The 15,784-nt window shown below is 64.3% G+C and carries 17 protein-coding genes; 13 read left to right on the plus strand and 4 right to left on the minus strand.

Annotation, left to right across the window (positions count from 1 at the left end):
* Nucleotides 1-179: 179 nt before the first annotated feature.
* The 10 genes from crcB (at nucleotide 180) to ACZYOF_RS11375 (ending at nucleotide 7,576) form a co-directional block, all read left to right on the plus strand.
* Complete coding sequence (gene crcB, locus ACZYOF_RS11330) at nucleotides 180-566, plus strand: fluoride efflux transporter CrcB (protein WP_130577927.1); 387 nt, start codon at nucleotides 180-182, stop codon at nucleotides 564-566.
* Nucleotides 567-824: 258 nt separating this feature from the next.
* Nucleotides 825-1,439, plus strand: coding sequence for a permease (locus ACZYOF_RS11335; RefSeq protein ID WP_463715802.1), 615 nt, complete (start codon nucleotides 825-827; stop codon nucleotides 1,437-1,439).
* Nucleotides 1,436-1,936, plus strand: coding sequence for a hypothetical protein (locus tag ACZYOF_RS11340; RefSeq protein ID WP_130577929.1), 501 nt, complete (start codon nucleotides 1,436-1,438; stop codon nucleotides 1,934-1,936). Before ACZYOF_RS11335 ends, ACZYOF_RS11340 begins: the two co-directional genes overlap by 4 nt.
* A 49-nt stretch (nucleotides 1,937-1,985) precedes the next feature.
* Nucleotides 1,986-2,189: a hypothetical protein gene (locus ACZYOF_RS11345; protein ID WP_130577930.1), complete on the plus strand. Its 204-nt coding sequence runs from the start codon at nucleotides 1,986-1,988 to the stop codon at nucleotides 2,187-2,189.
* A 3-nt stretch (nucleotides 2,190-2,192) separates the two neighbouring features.
* Nucleotides 2,193-2,945: a metal ABC transporter ATP-binding protein gene (locus ACZYOF_RS11350; protein ID WP_463715803.1), complete on the plus strand. Its 753-nt coding sequence runs from the start codon at nucleotides 2,193-2,195 to the stop codon at nucleotides 2,943-2,945.
* 4 nt (nucleotides 2,946-2,949) lie between these two features.
* Entirely contained in the window at nucleotides 2,950-3,819 is an 870-nt protein-coding gene (locus tag ACZYOF_RS11355; protein WP_463715804.1) for a metal ABC transporter permease, read from the plus strand.
* A 5-nt stretch (nucleotides 3,820-3,824) separates the two neighbouring features.
* Nucleotides 3,825-4,697: a metal ABC transporter solute-binding protein, Zn/Mn family gene (locus tag ACZYOF_RS11360; protein WP_463715805.1), complete on the plus strand. Its 873-nt coding sequence runs from the start codon at nucleotides 3,825-3,827 to the stop codon at nucleotides 4,695-4,697.
* 60 nt (nucleotides 4,698-4,757) lie between these two features.
* Complete coding sequence (locus ACZYOF_RS11365) at nucleotides 4,758-5,810, plus strand: CobW family GTP-binding protein (protein WP_130578735.1); 1,053 nt, start codon at nucleotides 4,758-4,760, stop codon at nucleotides 5,808-5,810.
* A complete protein-coding gene (locus ACZYOF_RS11370) occupies nucleotides 5,810-6,826 on the plus strand; it encodes a WD40 repeat domain-containing protein (RefSeq protein WP_463715806.1) in 1,017 nt (338 codons plus the stop codon). Before ACZYOF_RS11365 ends, ACZYOF_RS11370 begins: the two co-directional genes overlap by 1 nt.
* Nucleotides 6,827-6,859: 33 nt before the next feature.
* Entirely contained in the window at nucleotides 6,860-7,576 is a 717-nt protein-coding gene (locus ACZYOF_RS11375) for an MgtC/SapB family protein (RefSeq protein ID WP_463715807.1), read from the plus strand.
* Nucleotides 7,577-7,612: 36 nt separating this feature from the next.
* Here the strand turns inward: ACZYOF_RS11375 and ACZYOF_RS11380 are convergent, their stop codons facing one another.
* The gene (locus ACZYOF_RS11380) at nucleotides 7,613-9,145 is read right to left on the minus strand and encodes an MFS transporter (RefSeq protein WP_463715808.1); all 1,533 of its coding nucleotides are present in this window, start codon (nucleotides 9,143-9,145) and stop codon (nucleotides 7,613-7,615) included.
* A gap of 423 nt (nucleotides 9,146-9,568) precedes the next feature.
* Here ACZYOF_RS11380 and ACZYOF_RS11385 point away from each other — a divergent pair, with 423 nt between their 5' ends.
* From ACZYOF_RS11385 to ACZYOF_RS11395, 3 genes are all read left to right on the plus strand, one after another.
* The gene (locus ACZYOF_RS11385) at nucleotides 9,569-10,036 is read left to right on the plus strand and encodes a hypothetical protein (RefSeq protein WP_463715809.1); all 468 of its coding nucleotides are present in this window, start codon (nucleotides 9,569-9,571) and stop codon (nucleotides 10,034-10,036) included.
* 151 nt (nucleotides 10,037-10,187) lie between these two features.
* On the plus strand, nucleotides 10,188-10,661 hold the full coding sequence (locus ACZYOF_RS11390) for a phasin family protein (RefSeq protein WP_463715810.1): 474 nt from the start codon (nucleotides 10,188-10,190) through the stop codon (nucleotides 10,659-10,661).
* A gap of 131 nt (nucleotides 10,662-10,792) precedes the next feature.
* Nucleotides 10,793-10,990, plus strand: coding sequence for a hypothetical protein (locus tag ACZYOF_RS11395; protein WP_130578729.1), 198 nt, complete (start codon nucleotides 10,793-10,795; stop codon nucleotides 10,988-10,990).
* 27 nt (nucleotides 10,991-11,017) lie between these two features.
* On the opposite strand, the gene ACZYOF_RS11400 is transcribed toward ACZYOF_RS11395, so the two are convergent.
* The 3 genes from ACZYOF_RS11400 to ACZYOF_RS11410 all read right to left on the minus strand — a co-directional run bounded on the left by ACZYOF_RS11400 (nucleotide 11,018) and on the right by ACZYOF_RS11410 (nucleotide 15,690).
* Nucleotides 11,018-11,860 (minus strand): Crp/Fnr family transcriptional regulator, encoded by an 843-nt coding sequence (locus ACZYOF_RS11400; protein ID WP_130578728.1) that lies wholly within the window; start codon nucleotides 11,858-11,860, stop codon nucleotides 11,018-11,020.
* A 204-nt stretch (nucleotides 11,861-12,064) separates the two neighbouring features.
* A complete protein-coding gene (locus tag ACZYOF_RS11405; protein WP_463715811.1) occupies nucleotides 12,065-13,597 on the minus strand; it encodes a hypothetical protein in 1,533 nt (510 codons plus the stop codon).
* Nucleotides 13,598-13,671: 74 nt separating this feature from the next.
* Nucleotides 13,672-15,690 carry a TonB-dependent receptor gene (locus ACZYOF_RS11410; RefSeq protein ID WP_463715812.1) on the minus strand — a complete coding sequence of 673 codons (2,019 nt, stop codon included), beginning with the start codon at nucleotides 15,688-15,690 and terminating at the stop codon, nucleotides 13,672-13,674.
* Between the last annotated feature and the right edge of the window lie 94 nt (nucleotides 15,691-15,784).

Consider the following 15,784-nt stretch of genomic DNA (forward strand, 5'->3'; position numbering starts at 1 on the left):
AGCGTAATGCGAACCGGGGAGGGGTCAACTCTTTCCACTCGGGCATCGTCTCAGCGGAGAGACCTGACCCCTCCCCGCCGCTCATTTCATTCGCGTCGACCCTAGAGCGAGCTTCGCTCGTCTCGACCCCTTTCAGGGGAGGGTGCAATCCCTCTCGACGGCACACCAGCGGGGCAGTGGTGGGAACGGCAGCAAGCTATTTTCTGGTCTTCTTCGGCGGCGGCCTGGGTGCGATGCTGCGCCATTTCATCAATCTCGCCTGCGGCCGCAGCCTCGGCACAGATTTTCCCTACGGCACCTTCATCATCAACATCACCGGTTCGACCGTGATGGGCCTGATTGCGGGTTATCTCGCCTTCAAGGGCGAGGCGTCGCAGCCGTGGCGGCTGTTCCTGATGACCGGCATCCTCGGCGGCTACACCACCTTCTCCGCCTTCTCGCTCGACGCCGCGCTGCTCTACGAACGCGGCGAACTCGCGCTCGCAGCGTTCTACGTGCTCGGTTCGGTCGCGCTATCGATCGCCGGCCTGTTCGCCGGACTGGCCATCGTCCGCCACCTCACATGAACCGCTCCGTCATTCCAGGACGCGCCTCTTGGCGCGAACTATGATGTGCAATTGCACATCAGAGAATCCATCGGGCCGCATAGGCAGGCGGTGAAATGGATTCCGGGCTCGATGCTGTCGCATCGCCCCGGAATGACGAATGGAGGGAGCGCCGCATCGATGCATGGCCATAGCCTGCGCGCGCATGGATGCATGGCCAGCTTCCGTTTGCGTCGCCTTTGTGACGGGACTAAGCAGGATGGAAATTCTCACCCCGCCTTGGCCCCATTGCCTTCAGATGCACCGCTAAAGGATCCGCCGCCGGCCGATGACGCCGCCGAGGCCGAGTCGCCGCCCGGCCGTGTGCGCAAGCCGATCGGCTGGTCGATGATCTCAATCCTCGTGCTGGTTCTGGCCTGTGCGGCGCTGGTCTATCGGCGTGACGGCGCCGATGGCGTGATCGAGATCCTCACCCACGACCTCTCGCTGTTCGGCGGCATCCTGCCGCGCGTGCTCGCGGGCTGCCTGCTCGGCGCGTTCATCGCGGAAATTCTACCGCACGAAAAAGTCTCGCGCTCGCTCGGACCGAAGTCGGGATTGAAAGGCCTTCTGATCGGCACCGCCTTCGGCGCGATCCTGCCGGGCGGTCCCTTCACCGCCTATCCGGTGGCGGCGGCGCTGCTCACCGTCGGCGCCGATTTCGGCGCGACGATCGCGCTGGTGGTGAGCTGGACCCTGATCGGCTATGGCCGCGCGGTGGCCTGGGAATTGCCGATCATGGGCACCGAGTTCACGCTGTGGCGGATCGTGATCTCGCTGCCGCTGCCGGTGCTCGCCGGCGCCTTCGGCCGCTTCGTCTATGCCCGCGTCTATCCGAACGGCGCGCCGGAATGAGCGCGGCGCTCCTGATCGACATCCTGCTGTGGGGCTCGGTCGCCGGCGTCGGCTTCATCGCCTGGCGCCGCGGACGCACGGTGCTGGTGTCGTCGTTGCGCGAAGGTTCGCTCGAATTTGCCAACATCATGCCGCGGATCGCGATCGGCGTGGTCGGGTCGGGCTATATCGCCGCGGTGATCCCGCAAGAGATCATCACCGGCTGGCTCGGGCCGGACAGCGGCTGGCTCGGCGTCTTGACCGCCGTCATCGCGGGCGCGGCGACCCCGGGCGGGCCGGTGGTCGGTTTTTCCATCGGCGCGGTGGCGCTGAAGGCCGGCGGCGGTCCACCCCAGGTGATCGCCTATGTCGTCGCCTGGGCGCTGTTCGCTTTCCAAAGGGTGATCCTGTGGGAAATCCCGTTCATGCCGGCCCGCTTCGTCTGGTTCCGCGCCGCGGTCTCGGTGCCGTTTCCGTTCCTGGCCGCCGCCATCGCGATGGCGATCGGCAAACCGTGAACTTCCAGCGGGTGGACTCGCGTAATGTTATAATGTAACGTTCCGCTAAATGGCCCACGCACAGCCCCATACCCACGACCACGTCCATGGACATGCTCACGACCATGTCGCCCACAGCCATGGTCCGGCAACGCCGCATCCGGCGCAGGCCGCGACCTGGTCGATCCTGCGCATGACCGTCGCAGCGCGCCTTGCGGCAGCGCTCGCGGTCTGTGCCGGCCTGTGGGCCTTCGTGCTGCTGGCGATGAGGTGAGCGATGGCGGCACAACTGCAATTCCGCAACGTCACGCTTGGCTATGACCGCCATCCGGCGGTGCATCATTTGAACGGCGAGGTGGCCTCCGGCGCGCTGCTCGCGCTGATCGGCCCGAACGGCGCCGGCAAGTCGACGCTCTTGCGCGGCATCACCGGCATCCTGAAGCCGCTCTCCGGTTCGATCTATCTCGGCGGCCTCGACCACAGGGATATCGCCTACCTGCCGCAGTCGGCCGAGATCGACCGCAGCTTCCCGATCTCGGTGTTCGATTTCGTCGGCACCGGCCTGTGGCGCGGCATCGGCCTGTTCGGCGGCATCGGCAAGGACGCGCGCGAGAAGATCCTTGCTTCGATCGCCGCGGTCGGCCTCAACGGCTTCGAGAACCGGCCGATCGGTACGCTCTCCGGCGGCCAGATGCAGCGCATGCTGTTCGCGCGGGTGCTGCTACAGAATGCGCGATTGATCGTGCTCGACGAGCCCTTCAACGCCATCGACGCCAAGACCACCGCCGACCTGCTGGCGCTGGTCAAGCGCTGGCACGGCGAGGGGCGCACGGTGCTGGCGGCGCTGCACGACCTCGACATGGTGCGCGCCAATTTCCCGGAAACGCTGCTGCTCGCGCGCGGGCCGGTGGCGTGGGGGCCGACCACCGAGGTGCTGACGCCGGACAACCTCACGGTGGCGATGCGGATGTGCGAAGCCTTCGACGACCGTGCCGCCGCCTGCGTCGTGGACACCTCGCGCGCCGCCTGATGCCATGCTCACCGACGCGCTGATCGCGCCCTTCACCGAGTTCGAGTTCATGCGCCGCGCGCTCGCCGCTGTGGTCGCGCTGTCGCTCGGTGCCGCACCGATCGGCGTATTCCTGATGCTGCGGCGGATGAGCCTGGTCGGCGACGCCATGGCGCATGCGATCCTGCCGGGCGCGGCGATCGGCTTCCTGCTCTCCGGGCTCAACCTGTTCGCGATGACGGTTGGCGGTCTGGTCGCGGGATTTGCGGTGGCACTGCTGGCCGGCCTCGTTGCCCGCAACACCGAGCTGAAGGAGGACGCCTCGCTCGCCACCTTCTATCTGGTCTCGCTGGCGCTCGGCGTCACCATTGTTTCGATCAAGGGCACCAATATCGACCTGCTGCACGTGCTGTTCGGCGACATTCTCGCGATGGACAACCAGACGCTTCTGGTGATCACCTTCAACGCCACCATCACGCTGCTGGTGCTCGCGGTGATCTATCGGCCGCTGGTGATCGAATGCGTCGATCCGGTGTTCCTGCGCACCGTCAGCCGCGCCGGCGCGCCGGCGCATCTGGCGTTCCTGGCGCTGGTCGTGGTCAACCTCGTCAACGGCTTTCATGCGCTCGGCACGCTGCTCGGCGTCGGGTTGATGATCCTGCCGGCCGGCATCGCCCGGTTCTGGTCGCGCGACATCACGGGCATGATCTGCATCGCGGTCGCAAGCGCGATGCTTTCGGGCTATGCCGGGCTGGTGCTGTCGTTCCAGACGCGGATTCCCTCAGGCCCCGCGATCATCCTGGTCGCGGCCGGGCTCTATCTGGCCTCGCTCCTGTTCGGCAATGTCGGCGGACTGGTCCGCCAGATATTCCCCGGCCGGCATCTGGAGGCTTAGCGGCGATGCGACGGTGGTTCTGGCTCGCGCTGCTCGCGCTCGTCACGCTTGTCGCTCCGGCACGCGCGCAGGAGCGTCTCAACGTGGTCGCGAGCTTCTCGATCCTCGCCGACCTCGTGCGCAATGTCGGCGGCAACGGCGTCAACGTGGCGATGCTGGTTGGCCCCGAGGGCGATGCCCATGTGTACCGGCCGAACCCGGCGGACGCCAGAAAGGTTGCGGAAGCGAAGCTGCTCTTCATCAACGGGTTCGGCCTGGAAGGCTGGCTGCCGCGGCTGGTGCAATCCGCCGGCGGCAAGGTGACCATCGTCACCGCGACGGACGGGGTCACGCCGCTCAAGCTCGGCTCCGCCCCCGATCCCCATGCCTGGCAGTCCGTTGCCAATGCCAAGATCTATGTCGCCAATATCCGCGACGCGCTTGCGGCCGCCAGCCCTGCGAACGCGACTGCCTTCCGCGCCAATGCGGACAGCTATCTGGCAGAGCTCGACGCGCTGGACAGCGAAGTCCGGCAGGCGGTTGCGACGATCTCGGAAGCGCACCGCAAGGTGATCTCGACCCACCGCGCCTTCGGCTATTTCGCGGCCGCCTACGGCATCGAGTTCATTGCCCCCGTGGGGGTCTCGACCGAATCCGAGCCCAGCGCCCGCGATATCGCAGGCATCATCACCCAGATCAAAAAAGCGAAAATTCCGGCGGTTTTTCTCGAAAATGTCAGCGATCCCCGCCTGATCCAGCGGATCTCCGAGGAGACCGGGGCCAGGATCGGCGGGACCCTCTATTCGGACAGCCTCACTGCCGAAAAGGGCGAGGCACCCACTTACATTGCGATGGTAAGGCACAATATAAAGGCCCTGACCAGCGCGCTTGGCCACTAGGGCGGGGGCCCTCCCTGCCGGCCCGGGCAGCGCGTTCCAAGTTCCGCCCCCGGAGTTGCCATGCCAGAACCTTCTTCGCAAAAGATCCCTGTGACCGTGCTGACGGGCTATCTCGGCGCCGGCAAGACCACGCTGCTCAACCGCATCCTGTCCGAGAACCACGGCAAGAAATATGCCGTCATCGTCAACGAATTCGGCGAGATCGGCATCGACAACGACCTGATCATCGGGGCCGACGAGGAAGTGTTCGAGATGAACAACGGTTGCATCTGCTGCACCGTTCGCGGCGACCTCGTCCGCATCATGGACGGGCTGATGAAGCGCAAGGGCAAGTTCGACGCCATCATCGTCGAGACCACTGGTTTGGCCGATCCCGCGCCGGTGGCGCAGACCTTCTTCGTCGACGAGGACGTGCAGAAGAACGCCCGGCTCGATGCCGTCGTCACGGTGGCCGACGCCAAATGGCTCAGCGACCGCCTGAAGGACGCGCCCGAGGCCAAGAACCAGATCGCGTTCGCCGATGTCATCGTGCTGAACAAGACCGACCTCGTGTCAAAGCCCGAGCTCGCCGAGGTCGAGGCCCGCATCCGCGGCATCAACCCCTACGCCAAGCTGCATCGGACCGAGCGGTGCAAGGTGGAACTGGCCGACGTGCTGGAGCGCGGCGCCTTCGACCTCGACCGCATTCTCGACATCGAGCCGGATTTCCTGGAAGCCGACGATCACGATCATGACCATGATCATGATCATCACCACCATGGCCATGACCATCACCACCATGACCACGGCCACGGCATGAAGCACTACCATGACGAGGAGATGCAGTCGTTGTCGCTGCGCACCGACAAGGCGCTCGACCCCACGAAATTCATGCCGTGGCTGCAGAACCTGGTGGCGACCGAGGGCCAGAAGATCCTGCGCTCCAAGGGCATCCTCGCCTTCGCCGGCGATGACGACCGCTACGTGTTCCAGGGCGTCCACATGATGCTGGAAGGCGACCATCAGCGGAAGTGGAAGGAGGACGAGCCACGCGAGAGCCGGCTGGTCTTCATCGGCCGCGAATTGCCCGAGCAGGCGATCCGCGACGGCTTTGAGCGCTGCATCGTCTCGTGATGAGCGAGTTCGACCCGGGCGAGGTGCCCTCCATCGCTTCGATGACCGACCAGGTACGGCCAGTGCCGCTCGGCATGGCCGTCACATCAGTGCATTTCCTTGGCGACACCGCCCACTTCATCGGCACCGAGGAGAATGTCGCCATCGTCGGCGGGGAGGGCGAAGTCTCGCAGACGCCGGTGCATGGCGGCGCAATCCTCTGCTCCGTCTGCGATGGCGAGCGGATCGTCATGGGCGGTGACGACGGCAAGCTGGTCGCCCTCAATGCCAAGGGCGAGGTCTCGACCTTGGCGACCGACCCGAAGCGGCGCTGGATCGATGCCGTGGCGCTGCATTCCGATGGCGCGGTGGCATGGTCGGTGGGCAAGACCGCGTTCGTGCGTCCGGCCAAGGGCGAGGAAAAGTCCTTCGATGCGCCGTCCACCGTCGGCGGCCTTGCCTTTGCGCCAAAGGGCCTCCGGCTCGCAATCGCCCATTATGGCGGCGCGACGCTGTGGTTTCCCAACATGGCGGCGAAGCCGGAATTCCTGGAATGGGCCGGCTCCCATCACGCCGTCACCTTCAGCCCTGACAACAAATTCCTGGTCACCGCGATGCATGAGCCGGCGTTGCATGGCTGGCGGCTTGCCGACAACAGGCACATGCGCATGAGCGGCTATCCCGGCCGGGTGCGTTCGATGTCGTGGAGCGCCGGCGGCAAGGGGCTTGCCACATCAGGCGCGGACACCGTCATCATCTGGCCCTTCGCCTCCAAGGACGGCCCGATGGGCAAGCAGCCGGCGATGCTGGCGCCATTGCAGGCGCGCGTCGCAGTCGTCGCCTGCCACCCGAAGGACGACATTCTGGCGGCCGGCTACAGTGACGGCACCGTACTGATGGTGCGGATGGAGGACGGGGCCGAGATCCTGCTCCGCCAAAACAAGGGCGTGCCGGTCGCGGCGCTCGCCTGGAACGCCAAGGGTACGCTATTGGCATTCGCGGACGAAGACGGCGACGGGGGTCTGTTGGCGTTTTAATCACCTGTCGTGTCCAAGCCGTATTGAGGGGCTATGCGGTTTCTGACGACCTTCCAACTCGCTGATTTCTTCGACACGCTGATGAGCCTGACCACAGCCTTCGTGCTGGGCACGCTGATCGGCGCCGAACGGCAATATCGCCAGCGCACCGCCGGCCTGCGCACCAATGTACTGGTCGCGGTCGGAGCGGCTGCGTTCGTCGACCTCGCGATGCGGCTGGCGGGCGCAGACGGCGCCGTGCGGGTGATCGCCTATGTCGTGTCGGGCATCGGCTTTCTCGGCGCTGGCGTCATCATGAAGCAGGGCATGGACGTGCGCGGGCTCAACACAGCGGCCACCTTGTGGACGTCTGCGGCGGTCGGCTCCTGTGCCGGCGCCGACATGGAGGCGCAAGCCGCGGCGCTCACGGTGTTCATCCTCGCCGGCAACACGCTGCTGCGGCCGCTGGTGAATGCCATCAACCGCATTCCGCTCGACGAACTGGCGTCGGAGGCGACCTACTATTTCAAGCTCGCAGTCTCCACCGAAGCCTTGCCCCACATGCGCGACCAATTGGTGGAGAAGCTCGAAGCCGCCAGCTATCCGGTTGCCGATGTCGAGGTTCAAGAGGTCGGTGACGATCTGCTGGAGATCGTGGCGACGCTGGTCAGCACGTCGGTCGATCCCAACGAGCTCAATACCGTCGCGGTGGACCTGCAGCGCCAGCCGGGCGTCCGCCACGCCACCTGGGAAGTCAACACAACCGATTAGCGCGTGGGATGCGGCAGTATACAGGGTGGGCGCGTCTCAGGCGCCTGCACGCTCGGGGCGCGGCGCGATCCACACCCAACCGGCGAGGCCGGCAAGTGCGGCGCAACTTGCGGGCACCAGCATGATCGTGCGTAGCGCGCGCTCGAATGCGGCTATTGCCCCTGCATGAGCGTCCGCCTGTCCGGACATCACGGCATTGAGGGCCTCGTTGGCTTGCGCGGGCGTTGCTCCGGCAAGATCATGCAAGAAGTTTGCAAAGAACACCGCCCCGAGCGCTGCAACCGCGAGCAGGCCGCCAACGCGAGCGACCGCGTTGTTGATGCCTGAAGCAATCCCGGCATGGGCTTCGCCGGCGGCCGCCATCACAGTCGACGTCAGTGGCGGAACAGTGATTGACATCCCCACGCCCAGCATGACCATCGACGGAAACACGCTGATCCAGTAACTCTGCCTGAGATCGACCAAAGCAAGCATCGCCAATCCGCAGGCCGCGACGAGGGGCCCGACAGTGAGCAACAGCCGCGGCCCCAAACGGTCGACAATGGTCCCGGCAAATGACGCCCCGAATCCCATGATCAGGGCAAAAGGCAGCAGCGCCGCGCCGGCTTGGGTCGCCGAGTAGCCGCCGACGCGGATCAGGCCGAACGGCAGATAATAGAGCGCACCTCCGAGCGCGAAGTAGAGCAACAGCGTCAATGCATTGGTTGCTGAAAAATCGCGTGATCGATAGAGCGACAACGGCATCATCGCCCGCTCATGGAGACGGGCTTCGATCACAACGAACGAGATTAGGAAAGCAGCTCCCACTCCCAGGGCAGCCAGCACTGTCTTGTCGCGAAATCCCGACGCCGGAATGGCGCTCAGAGACCATGTGATCGCAGCAAGGCCAATCGCGACTGAGGCGGCGCCGCTCCAGTCGAGTTGCTTTGCCCGGGGATCGCTGCTTTCGCAGCCGAAGCGAAGCGCAAGTCCGGCCGCGGCAATGGCGAGCGGGACATTGAGGAGAAAGATCGCCCGCCACGATACCTGGTCGACGAGCCAGCCGCCCAGCATCGGACCCGCCGCCATCATCAGTGCACCCGCGCCCGCCCAGATCCCGATTGCCCGGCTCCGTTCATCCTTGCCGAAAGTCGCTCCTAACATGGCCAGACTGGCCGGCGTTAGCAGCGCGGCACCAAAACCTTGAACCGCACGGCTGGCGATAAGCACCATGATATTCGGTGAGAGCCCGCAGACGATGGACGCGGCGGTGAAGACCGCGATGCCCAAAACAAAAATCCGGCGTCGGCCGTAAAGATCGGCCGCCGAGCCGCCGATCAGCACGAGCGCACCGAGCAGCAGCAGGTAGGCGTTGACGATCCACTGTGTCGCCGCCGCATCCGCATTCAGCGCCTGTTGGATTGCGGGAAGCGCGATGTTCACGACCGAGCCGTCGAGGAGGGCCATGCTGGACCCAATGACGGTCGCCGCCAATGTCAGCCACTTGCGTCTCTGTGACAGGGCGGCGTCAAAAGCCGGTGTCGCCTCGATGACCCCGGCGTCGCACGGTGGCCGCGTGAATCCAATCATTGGATGCCCGAGAAGGACTGAGATCGCAGGTTACCGTGCACCTGACGTACACCGTTGGCAACCTGGTGGAAAAGCTCGAGGCCGCCAGCTACCGGGCTGCTGATATCGAGGTCCAGGAGATGTGCGAGAGCTGAGCGTTTCTAGTCCGCTCCTCGGGCACTCGCGCTACGCTTGCATTGTCATACACGACGTCTTGCTGGCGATGCGCCGAGATGCAATAGATCGGCCGCATGCGAAGCAACCGAGGCGGTGGCGGGTGGTATTTAGCTACCTTAAGTTGCGAGCACATCAAGCCTACGCCCCGTTTCCACGGAAATGGCAACAGCCGATGCGGTCGGTGATGGCAATTGTGCTCCTTGCGATCTGCTGCATTGGTGGGCCGGTCGCAGCCGAGGAAAATATCGAGGGAAGCCTGCTGAGGCATTGCCGATCTACGACGACCTGACGTTGTCCGGCTCGCTGGACAGCGCCCTCTACAAGGAGGCAACACAGGCCGCGGCCGCCGCACATGACATGCGGCGGGTCCCGCTCTACATGGAGCGACGCGTCAAGGCAGATCCAAGCGATTATACAGCGCGTTCCATCATTGCGCTGGCATGGCGCGTCGCCGGCGACGAGGCGCAGGCCAAACGCAGCCGCGAGGATTACCTGGCATTCTGGAGAGCTTCGACCGACCCGCGCGTGCGTGCGATCCCCTTTCTTGCGATCGACCAATTTAGCGCCGGCGACTCGACGGTCTACGCCTACCCTATATTGTGCGTCATGTGCTTCGCTGATTGTTGCATCGCACTCGGAGATTGCGGCTCACGACGGAGCGAGGCGGTCCCTGCCCACGAAAAACGTTTCGTGAGTCAGAAAGCGAACCGAAGCTTCGGCGCTGGTCGACCATAGTTCGGTAAATGGCGGCACGACACGGCAACCCCGTCCGGGCCGACCATCTGGGAAATCCTTCCGGCTCGTTCGTGGCACGCACGCTTCGAGAGAGCCGGGATGCGTATCGAACTGCCGTTGGTCTCAGTCTCGCTTGAAAGGATTACAACCCGTGAACAATGCGAATTCGAATGAAAATAACGCCAATCCGAATGCCGGTGCTGACGCGAAGCGCGGATTCGACATGCCGCTGTTCGCGATGCCGGAAGTGTATCACAGCATCGCCGAGCAAAGCATGGCGCGCGCAAAGGAGAATTGCGAAAGGATGAAGGCCGCTTCTGGCGAGATCGCTGACATCCTCAAGGAAGCCTGTTCGACCAACGCGAAAGGCGCCGCCGACTACGCGGCCAAGTTGATCGAGATCTCGGGCACGAACACCAGCTCCGCTCTCGAATTTCTCACACATCTGATGGGGACGAAGTCGCTGCCGGAGATCATCCAGCTATCGGCCACGCATGGCCGCAAGAATTTTGAGGTCACCTCCGCTCAGAACAAGGAACTGTGGGAGCTCACTCGGGAAGTGGCGAAGGAGACTGCCGAGCCTATCAGGAAGAGTCTTGCCAGGGTGCTGCGGACAGGTCCCTAGATCGAACCTCTCTTAAGCGCCACGGAGAATCGGCTGGACACAAGCGCCTCCCGCGAGAAGAGGCGGAGTCCAGCCGATGGCCCGCGGAATGCTGCTGATGCAGCAACTCGGGACATTGAGGGAGGACCAAGATGGGTATCGTCATGATCAAATGCCCGCAGACGGGACGCGCAATCCCAACGGGCATCAAAGCCGATCGCGAGAAGTTTCGATGCAGTACGGTGTTCTTCGCGCGCACCTATTGCTCGATGTGCCAGACCAGCCATGAATGGTTTGCCAAGGAAGCATGGGTCTACGAGTCGGACGAGGGAGCGAGGAGGGTGTGCTGAGGCTGGCATGCCATAGCTAACCGTTCTTCAACGGTGCCTTGCACGGTGAGCGGTCCCTCCGTGGGGGCGCGCGCGGTGCTGCACTCCATTCTCGGCGGTCGGCAGCGGGGTGGGCGTGCGAGGCCTCTCATGCGCAGGCCAAGAGTGACGGTGCGGCGTCATCTCGTGCGTCGAAACAATACGGTCGATCCTGCTGCGCATGAGTTCGTAGCACTCGCATGCCGCTGCTTCGAGCCGCGGCCTGTCGATTTCGATCGAGCTTCGCCGATTGGAGCGGATTGCTCCCGTCGCGCGGAGCTTGGATACGACATGGGTCACCGTCGTTCGTCGCACGCCCAGCAACTCCGAAAGCGTCTCCTGCGTCAGCGGCAGCATGTCGCTTTCGGTCCGGTCGTGGATGTGCAGCAGCCAATGAGCCAACCGGGCTTCGACTGAGTGCAACGCATTGCAAGCCGCAACATGCTGGAGCTGCACGATCAGGGCCCTGTTGAGCCTATTGACGGCGGCCTTGAGGGCGTGGCTGTGCTCGAGCGCCGCATGGAAGCGTGCCGGAGAGAGCTGCAAAGCCGTTCCGGCGACGCGAACCACCATCGTCATCGGCGAGCGCGCCGGTCCGAGCGCCGAAAGGATGCCTACCGCGCCCTCTCTGCCGACGATCGCGGTGGCGACCGTTTGTCCGTTCGGCATGTCCATAATGTGTGCGACCAGCCCGCTGGAAGGGAAATAGATCTGCTCAATCAGATCGCCCGATCGCGCCAGGACGGCGTCGCGTTTGAGCGTCACTTTCCGGAAATGGGGCGCAAGCAAATCCAGGTCCGCTTGCGGCAGCGCGGCCAGAAGTCGATTTTCAATCCTGGTCTCATGCTCCATCGCGGGAAAGCTCCTTCCCAGAGACGGAGGCGAGGTGCACTTAGTGCCAGGCGCGCATGCGCAACTAACTCACCACGCCGGACCACTAAAAACGCCGCGCGGGAGAAAGTTCCAATGGGACCTGCAGCGCCAAGACCTGCAGCGCCAAGTGGGCGTGCGCCACGCCACCTGGGAAGTCAACACCGCCGATTGGGACGTGGACCATCAGCGCTTCTCCGGTGCGATCTTGTAGCCGACGATGCGCGTGTTCCAGACGCAGGGGGTGGCATCGTTGGCCCATTGCTGCGTCGCCCACAATGTCTTGCGGTCCACGGGGTCGAGCGCGGTCAGGGTGCCGACCGAATTCCCCATCGGGGTCACGTTCCTCTCATTCGGGCAGGTGTAGGGATGCGTGCCCGCGACGACCGTCGTCGGGCTCGTGAACGTGTTGGCCGGATCGTCCTGCCGACGGGTCCAGAGCAGGACCGACAGGTTTGTGCGGGCGCTTGAGGACGTGCCGACGATGCCCAGGTTCCCCGCATCATCCGCGCCAATCGTGCCAAACTCCAGGTGATGGTCAGGGCTGGCAATCTTCGCCGTCTGGCTGACCACGCAGGCGGTCGGCTGCGAGCAATCGAGGTCCACCCAGATCAGCAAATTGTTGGCATCAGCGCCTTGCGCTCCGCAGGAGTCGGTGCATGGCCCGGACCCGAGGACGCCGTACAAGCGTGAGCCGTGCTGGACGACATTCATCAGGCGGTGGCTGGTTGCGGCGCGAAGCGTGACGTCGCTGCCGGCCTGCGGGATCGACATGGTCTGGCCGCAGCACGGTGAGTTGTAGAGCCACTTGTTTTCCTTCGAGCCGATGTCGGTCTTGATCACCTGCTGAGCGCCGCCGGCATTGTAGGTGCCGGTGGCGCCATTCCACGTGAACGTGTTCACGATCCAGTGGAACGAGAAATTGGTGGAGCGCTGGCAGGAGTATTGCGCCGCGTGGTCGCAGCTCTTGTTGGCAAAGAACGCCGGAGCCGATGCGGCTTTTGATCGATCGTGGTCAACCGCAGGGACGATGTCGAGCGGCAGGTTGTGGCCGCGGTTGATATGGGGTGGCGCTGTGCCTTGCGCGATCGCCTTGATCTCTTCCGGCGGCACGGCAAAGCAGTCGTAGGACACGCCCGGCACCGTATTGGGATTGTCGTCGCCGGCGTGCCCGCCGCAGATGTACACGCCGTTCTTGTCGTAGCCCAGCTTGATGCCGGGATTGCGGTCGAGGCATGGGCCGCCCTGCAGGCAGGACAGGTAGGTTCCACCCCACGAGTCCGTCGCGTCGGCGCTGGCGCTCACAAGCGTGCAGTCGTTGGCGCAGGTCACGGTGATGATCCAGCGCTCGATGAACTCGTTGTAGACGATATGCGGCTCGAACGGCCCGCCGCCTTTGGCCGGGTTCGGGTCGAGCCCAGCACTGCGGATCAGTGCGGCCAGCGGCGTGGATTTCAGGAGCTTGCCCGCAGTGTCGTACACGTTGACGTTCTGCCACGTGACCTGCACGACCTGCTTGCCGCTCGCGGCAACGTCCATCTCCGCCCGATCACAATGGATCGGCCCTCCGTTCGACTTGCACACCGCCTGACCCGGTCCGCGGTCGCCCTCGAACGAGTTGACGGTCTGCGCTCTCGCTGCTCCGCAAGGAGACAGCAGGGGCAGGATGATCAGCAGAGCACCAAGGGCAAGCTGCTTTTCGGTTCGTCGGTTAGACATGGTTTGGCTCCGCGGGTCAGGCCGTCTCTCGAGCTCGCGCCAGGGACGGCGCGAGCGTTTCGTTTCAGCCATCGCTAGAAGTTGAAGGTTGTTGAGACCAGATAGGTTCTGGGCGCGCCGAGATAGACGTATCTGTTGGTGTTGGCGCCCTGCCAGTAGTTCTTGTCGAACAGGTTCTCGACCTGGAAGCGCACCACCACCGGCTTGTTATTCCACGGCGCCGTAAAGGTGTAGCGCGCACCGGCGTCGTAGCGTGTCCAGTCCGAGACCAGGAGCGTATTGGCCTGATCGGCGAAGAAGCTGCCGGTATAGATCGCGCGTCCGGTCAGCGTCAGGCCGCGCAGGAACGGCACATCCCACTCGCCGCCGAGATTGAGCTGTGTGTCGGGCACGCTGAAAGTCCGGTAGCCGTCAAACTGCCCGCGCTCGGTCTTGTCCTGACGCGCATCGATGAACATCACGCCACCCAGCAGCCGCACGCCTGGCGTGACCTCACCGAAGACATTCAGCTCGACGCCGCGGTTGCGGCTCTCGCCGGATTGCGTCAGCGTATTGGTGACGAAATCGACGAGCTGCAGCGGCCGGTTGATGTCGAAGGCGCTGACGGTCGTGGTGATCCGGCCCCAATCGACCTTGGCGCCGACCTCATACTGCCGGGTCCGATAGGGTGGCAGCACCTGGCCGGCATTGGCATACTGAGCGCCGACCACAGTGCCGGCCTCGAGCCCTTCGATGTAGTTGGCATAGATGGAGACGTTCTCCAGCGGCTTGATCACCACCGCATAGGCCGGCGTCGTTGCCGAAGTGTCATAGCCGCCGGTTTGCAGACCGGTCGTCGTACTGAACGACCGGCTCTCGACATATTGCTGGCGCACGCCGGCGGTGAACTGGACGCGACCGTTCGCCACCGACATGGTGTCGGCGATGCCGAAGCTCGACAGATGCGTATCCGAGATTTTTGGCGGTGCTCCAACCGAGATCAGCGGCGTTGGGCTCGGACGCGGGCTATAGAGATTGGACGTGAAGGCCGTGCCCGTCGTGTTGATGATGCCGACGTCGCCTTCGGATCCCGTCGCGTCGAAATTGATCGCGTGGTGGATTGGCCCGGTATCCACCGAGGCGCGGAAGCCCGCCTGCACCGCCGCCTGGTCGCGGGTCTGGCTGTTCAGTCGCGGCGAACCGTCGAAATTGCCGTTGAGGTTGGTGAGCCTGATATCCGAATAAAGATACCTGGTCTCGCCCTGTACCACGCCAGCCTGGGCGTAGGCCGTCAGGTTTTCGGTGATGTCGACCTCACCCTGCACGAGGCCGAACTTGCCCTCGCCGTTCCAATAGCCCCAGCTTGGCATGAAGCTCGCCCGTGCATCCGGCGGCACCGGCACGCCGGTCAGGGCCGGACCAAGCACCACGTAGCGCGTCATGGCGTCGATGTTATTCTTCTCGTAACCGACATCCGCGGACAGACGGACGCGCTCGCCGCGGTAGTCGAGGCCGAGCGCTGCGGTCCCGAGCTCCTGGCTCTGGTTGGCGAGCTCGGTATCGCCATTGCGATAGCTGCCGTTGAATCGAACGCCGAATTCGTTGGCCTCGCCGAACCGGCGACCGACATCGAAATGCGTGCCGAACTGCGAGCGTGACGCATAGGTGTTGGTTAGCTGCGCGATCGGGTCGTCGCCGGCACGCTTGGTGACGAGATTGATGCTGCCGCCGACGCCACCGTCCGGCGGCATGCCGTTGAGCAGCGCGCCCGGTCCCTTCAGCACCTCGACGCGTTCGATCGCCGCCAGCGACGAGAACGAGAAACCCGATGCGATGCCGTACAATCCGTTGATGCCGTAGGCCGAACTCGGCACGTTGAAGCCGCGGATGGACACGAAGTCGAAGCCGTAGGCGCGCGGCGCGTAGGAGCGGATCGACGGCTCGTTGGCGAGCACGTCATCGAGCTTTCGCGCCTGCTGATCCTGGATCGTCTGCGCGGTGTAGCTCGTCTGGTTGAACGGCGTGTCCATCACGTTGCGATTGCCGAGCATGCCGACCTGGCTGCCCGAAGCCACCTGCCCGCCCGCATAGGACGGCGGCAGGCTGCCGATCATCCCGGTTGGCGGTGTCGTCCGCGCACGAGGCTCGACGGGGCGCGGAGCTGCACGCGGTGCAGTTGCGGCATTTTGGCGCGGTGCGACACGACGC

Source organism: Bradyrhizobium sp. LeoA1Lang, from assembly GCF_055413685.1.

Bases quoted from the DNA above. Each gene is read 5' to 3' on its own strand.
- ACZYOF_RS11340 (WP_130577929.1), top strand. From the start codon at position 1,436: ATGAGCGCGGCGCTCCTGATCGACATCCTGCTGTGGGGCTCGGTCGCC.
- ACZYOF_RS11345 (WP_130577930.1), top strand. From the start codon at position 1,986: ATGGCCCACGCACAGCCCCATACCCACGACCACGTCCATGGACATGCT.
- ACZYOF_RS11350 (WP_463715803.1), top strand. From the start codon at position 2,193: ATGGCGGCACAACTGCAATTCCGCAACGTCACGCTTGGCTATGACCGC.
- ACZYOF_RS11355 (WP_463715804.1), top strand. From the start codon at position 2,950: ATGCTCACCGACGCGCTGATCGCGCCCTTCACCGAGTTCGAGTTCATG.
- ACZYOF_RS11360 (WP_463715805.1), top strand. From the start codon at position 3,825: ATGCGACGGTGGTTCTGGCTCGCGCTGCTCGCGCTCGTCACGCTTGTC.
- ACZYOF_RS11365 (WP_130578735.1), top strand. From the start codon at position 4,758: ATGCCAGAACCTTCTTCGCAAAAGATCCCTGTGACCGTGCTGACGGGC.
- ACZYOF_RS11370 (WP_463715806.1), top strand. From the start codon at position 5,810: ATGAGCGAGTTCGACCCGGGCGAGGTGCCCTCCATCGCTTCGATGACC.
- ACZYOF_RS11375 (WP_463715807.1), top strand. From the start codon at position 6,860: ATGCGGTTTCTGACGACCTTCCAACTCGCTGATTTCTTCGACACGCTG.
- ACZYOF_RS11380 (WP_463715808.1), bottom strand. From the start codon at position 9,145: ATGATTGGATTCACGCGGCCACCGTGCGACGCCGGGGTCATCGAGGCG.
- ACZYOF_RS11395 (WP_130578729.1), top strand. From the start codon at position 10,793: ATGGGTATCGTCATGATCAAATGCCCGCAGACGGGACGCGCAATCCCA.
- ACZYOF_RS11400 (WP_130578728.1), bottom strand. From the start codon at position 11,860: ATGGAGCATGAGACCAGGATTGAAAATCGACTTCTGGCCGCGCTGCCG.
- ACZYOF_RS11405 (WP_463715811.1), bottom strand. From the start codon at position 13,597: ATGTCTAACCGACGAACCGAAAAGCAGCTTGCCCTTGGTGCTCTGCTG.
- ACZYOF_RS11410 (WP_463715812.1), bottom strand. From the start codon at position 15,690: ATGATCGGCAGCCTGCCGCCGTCCTATGCGGGCGGGCAGGTGGCTTCG.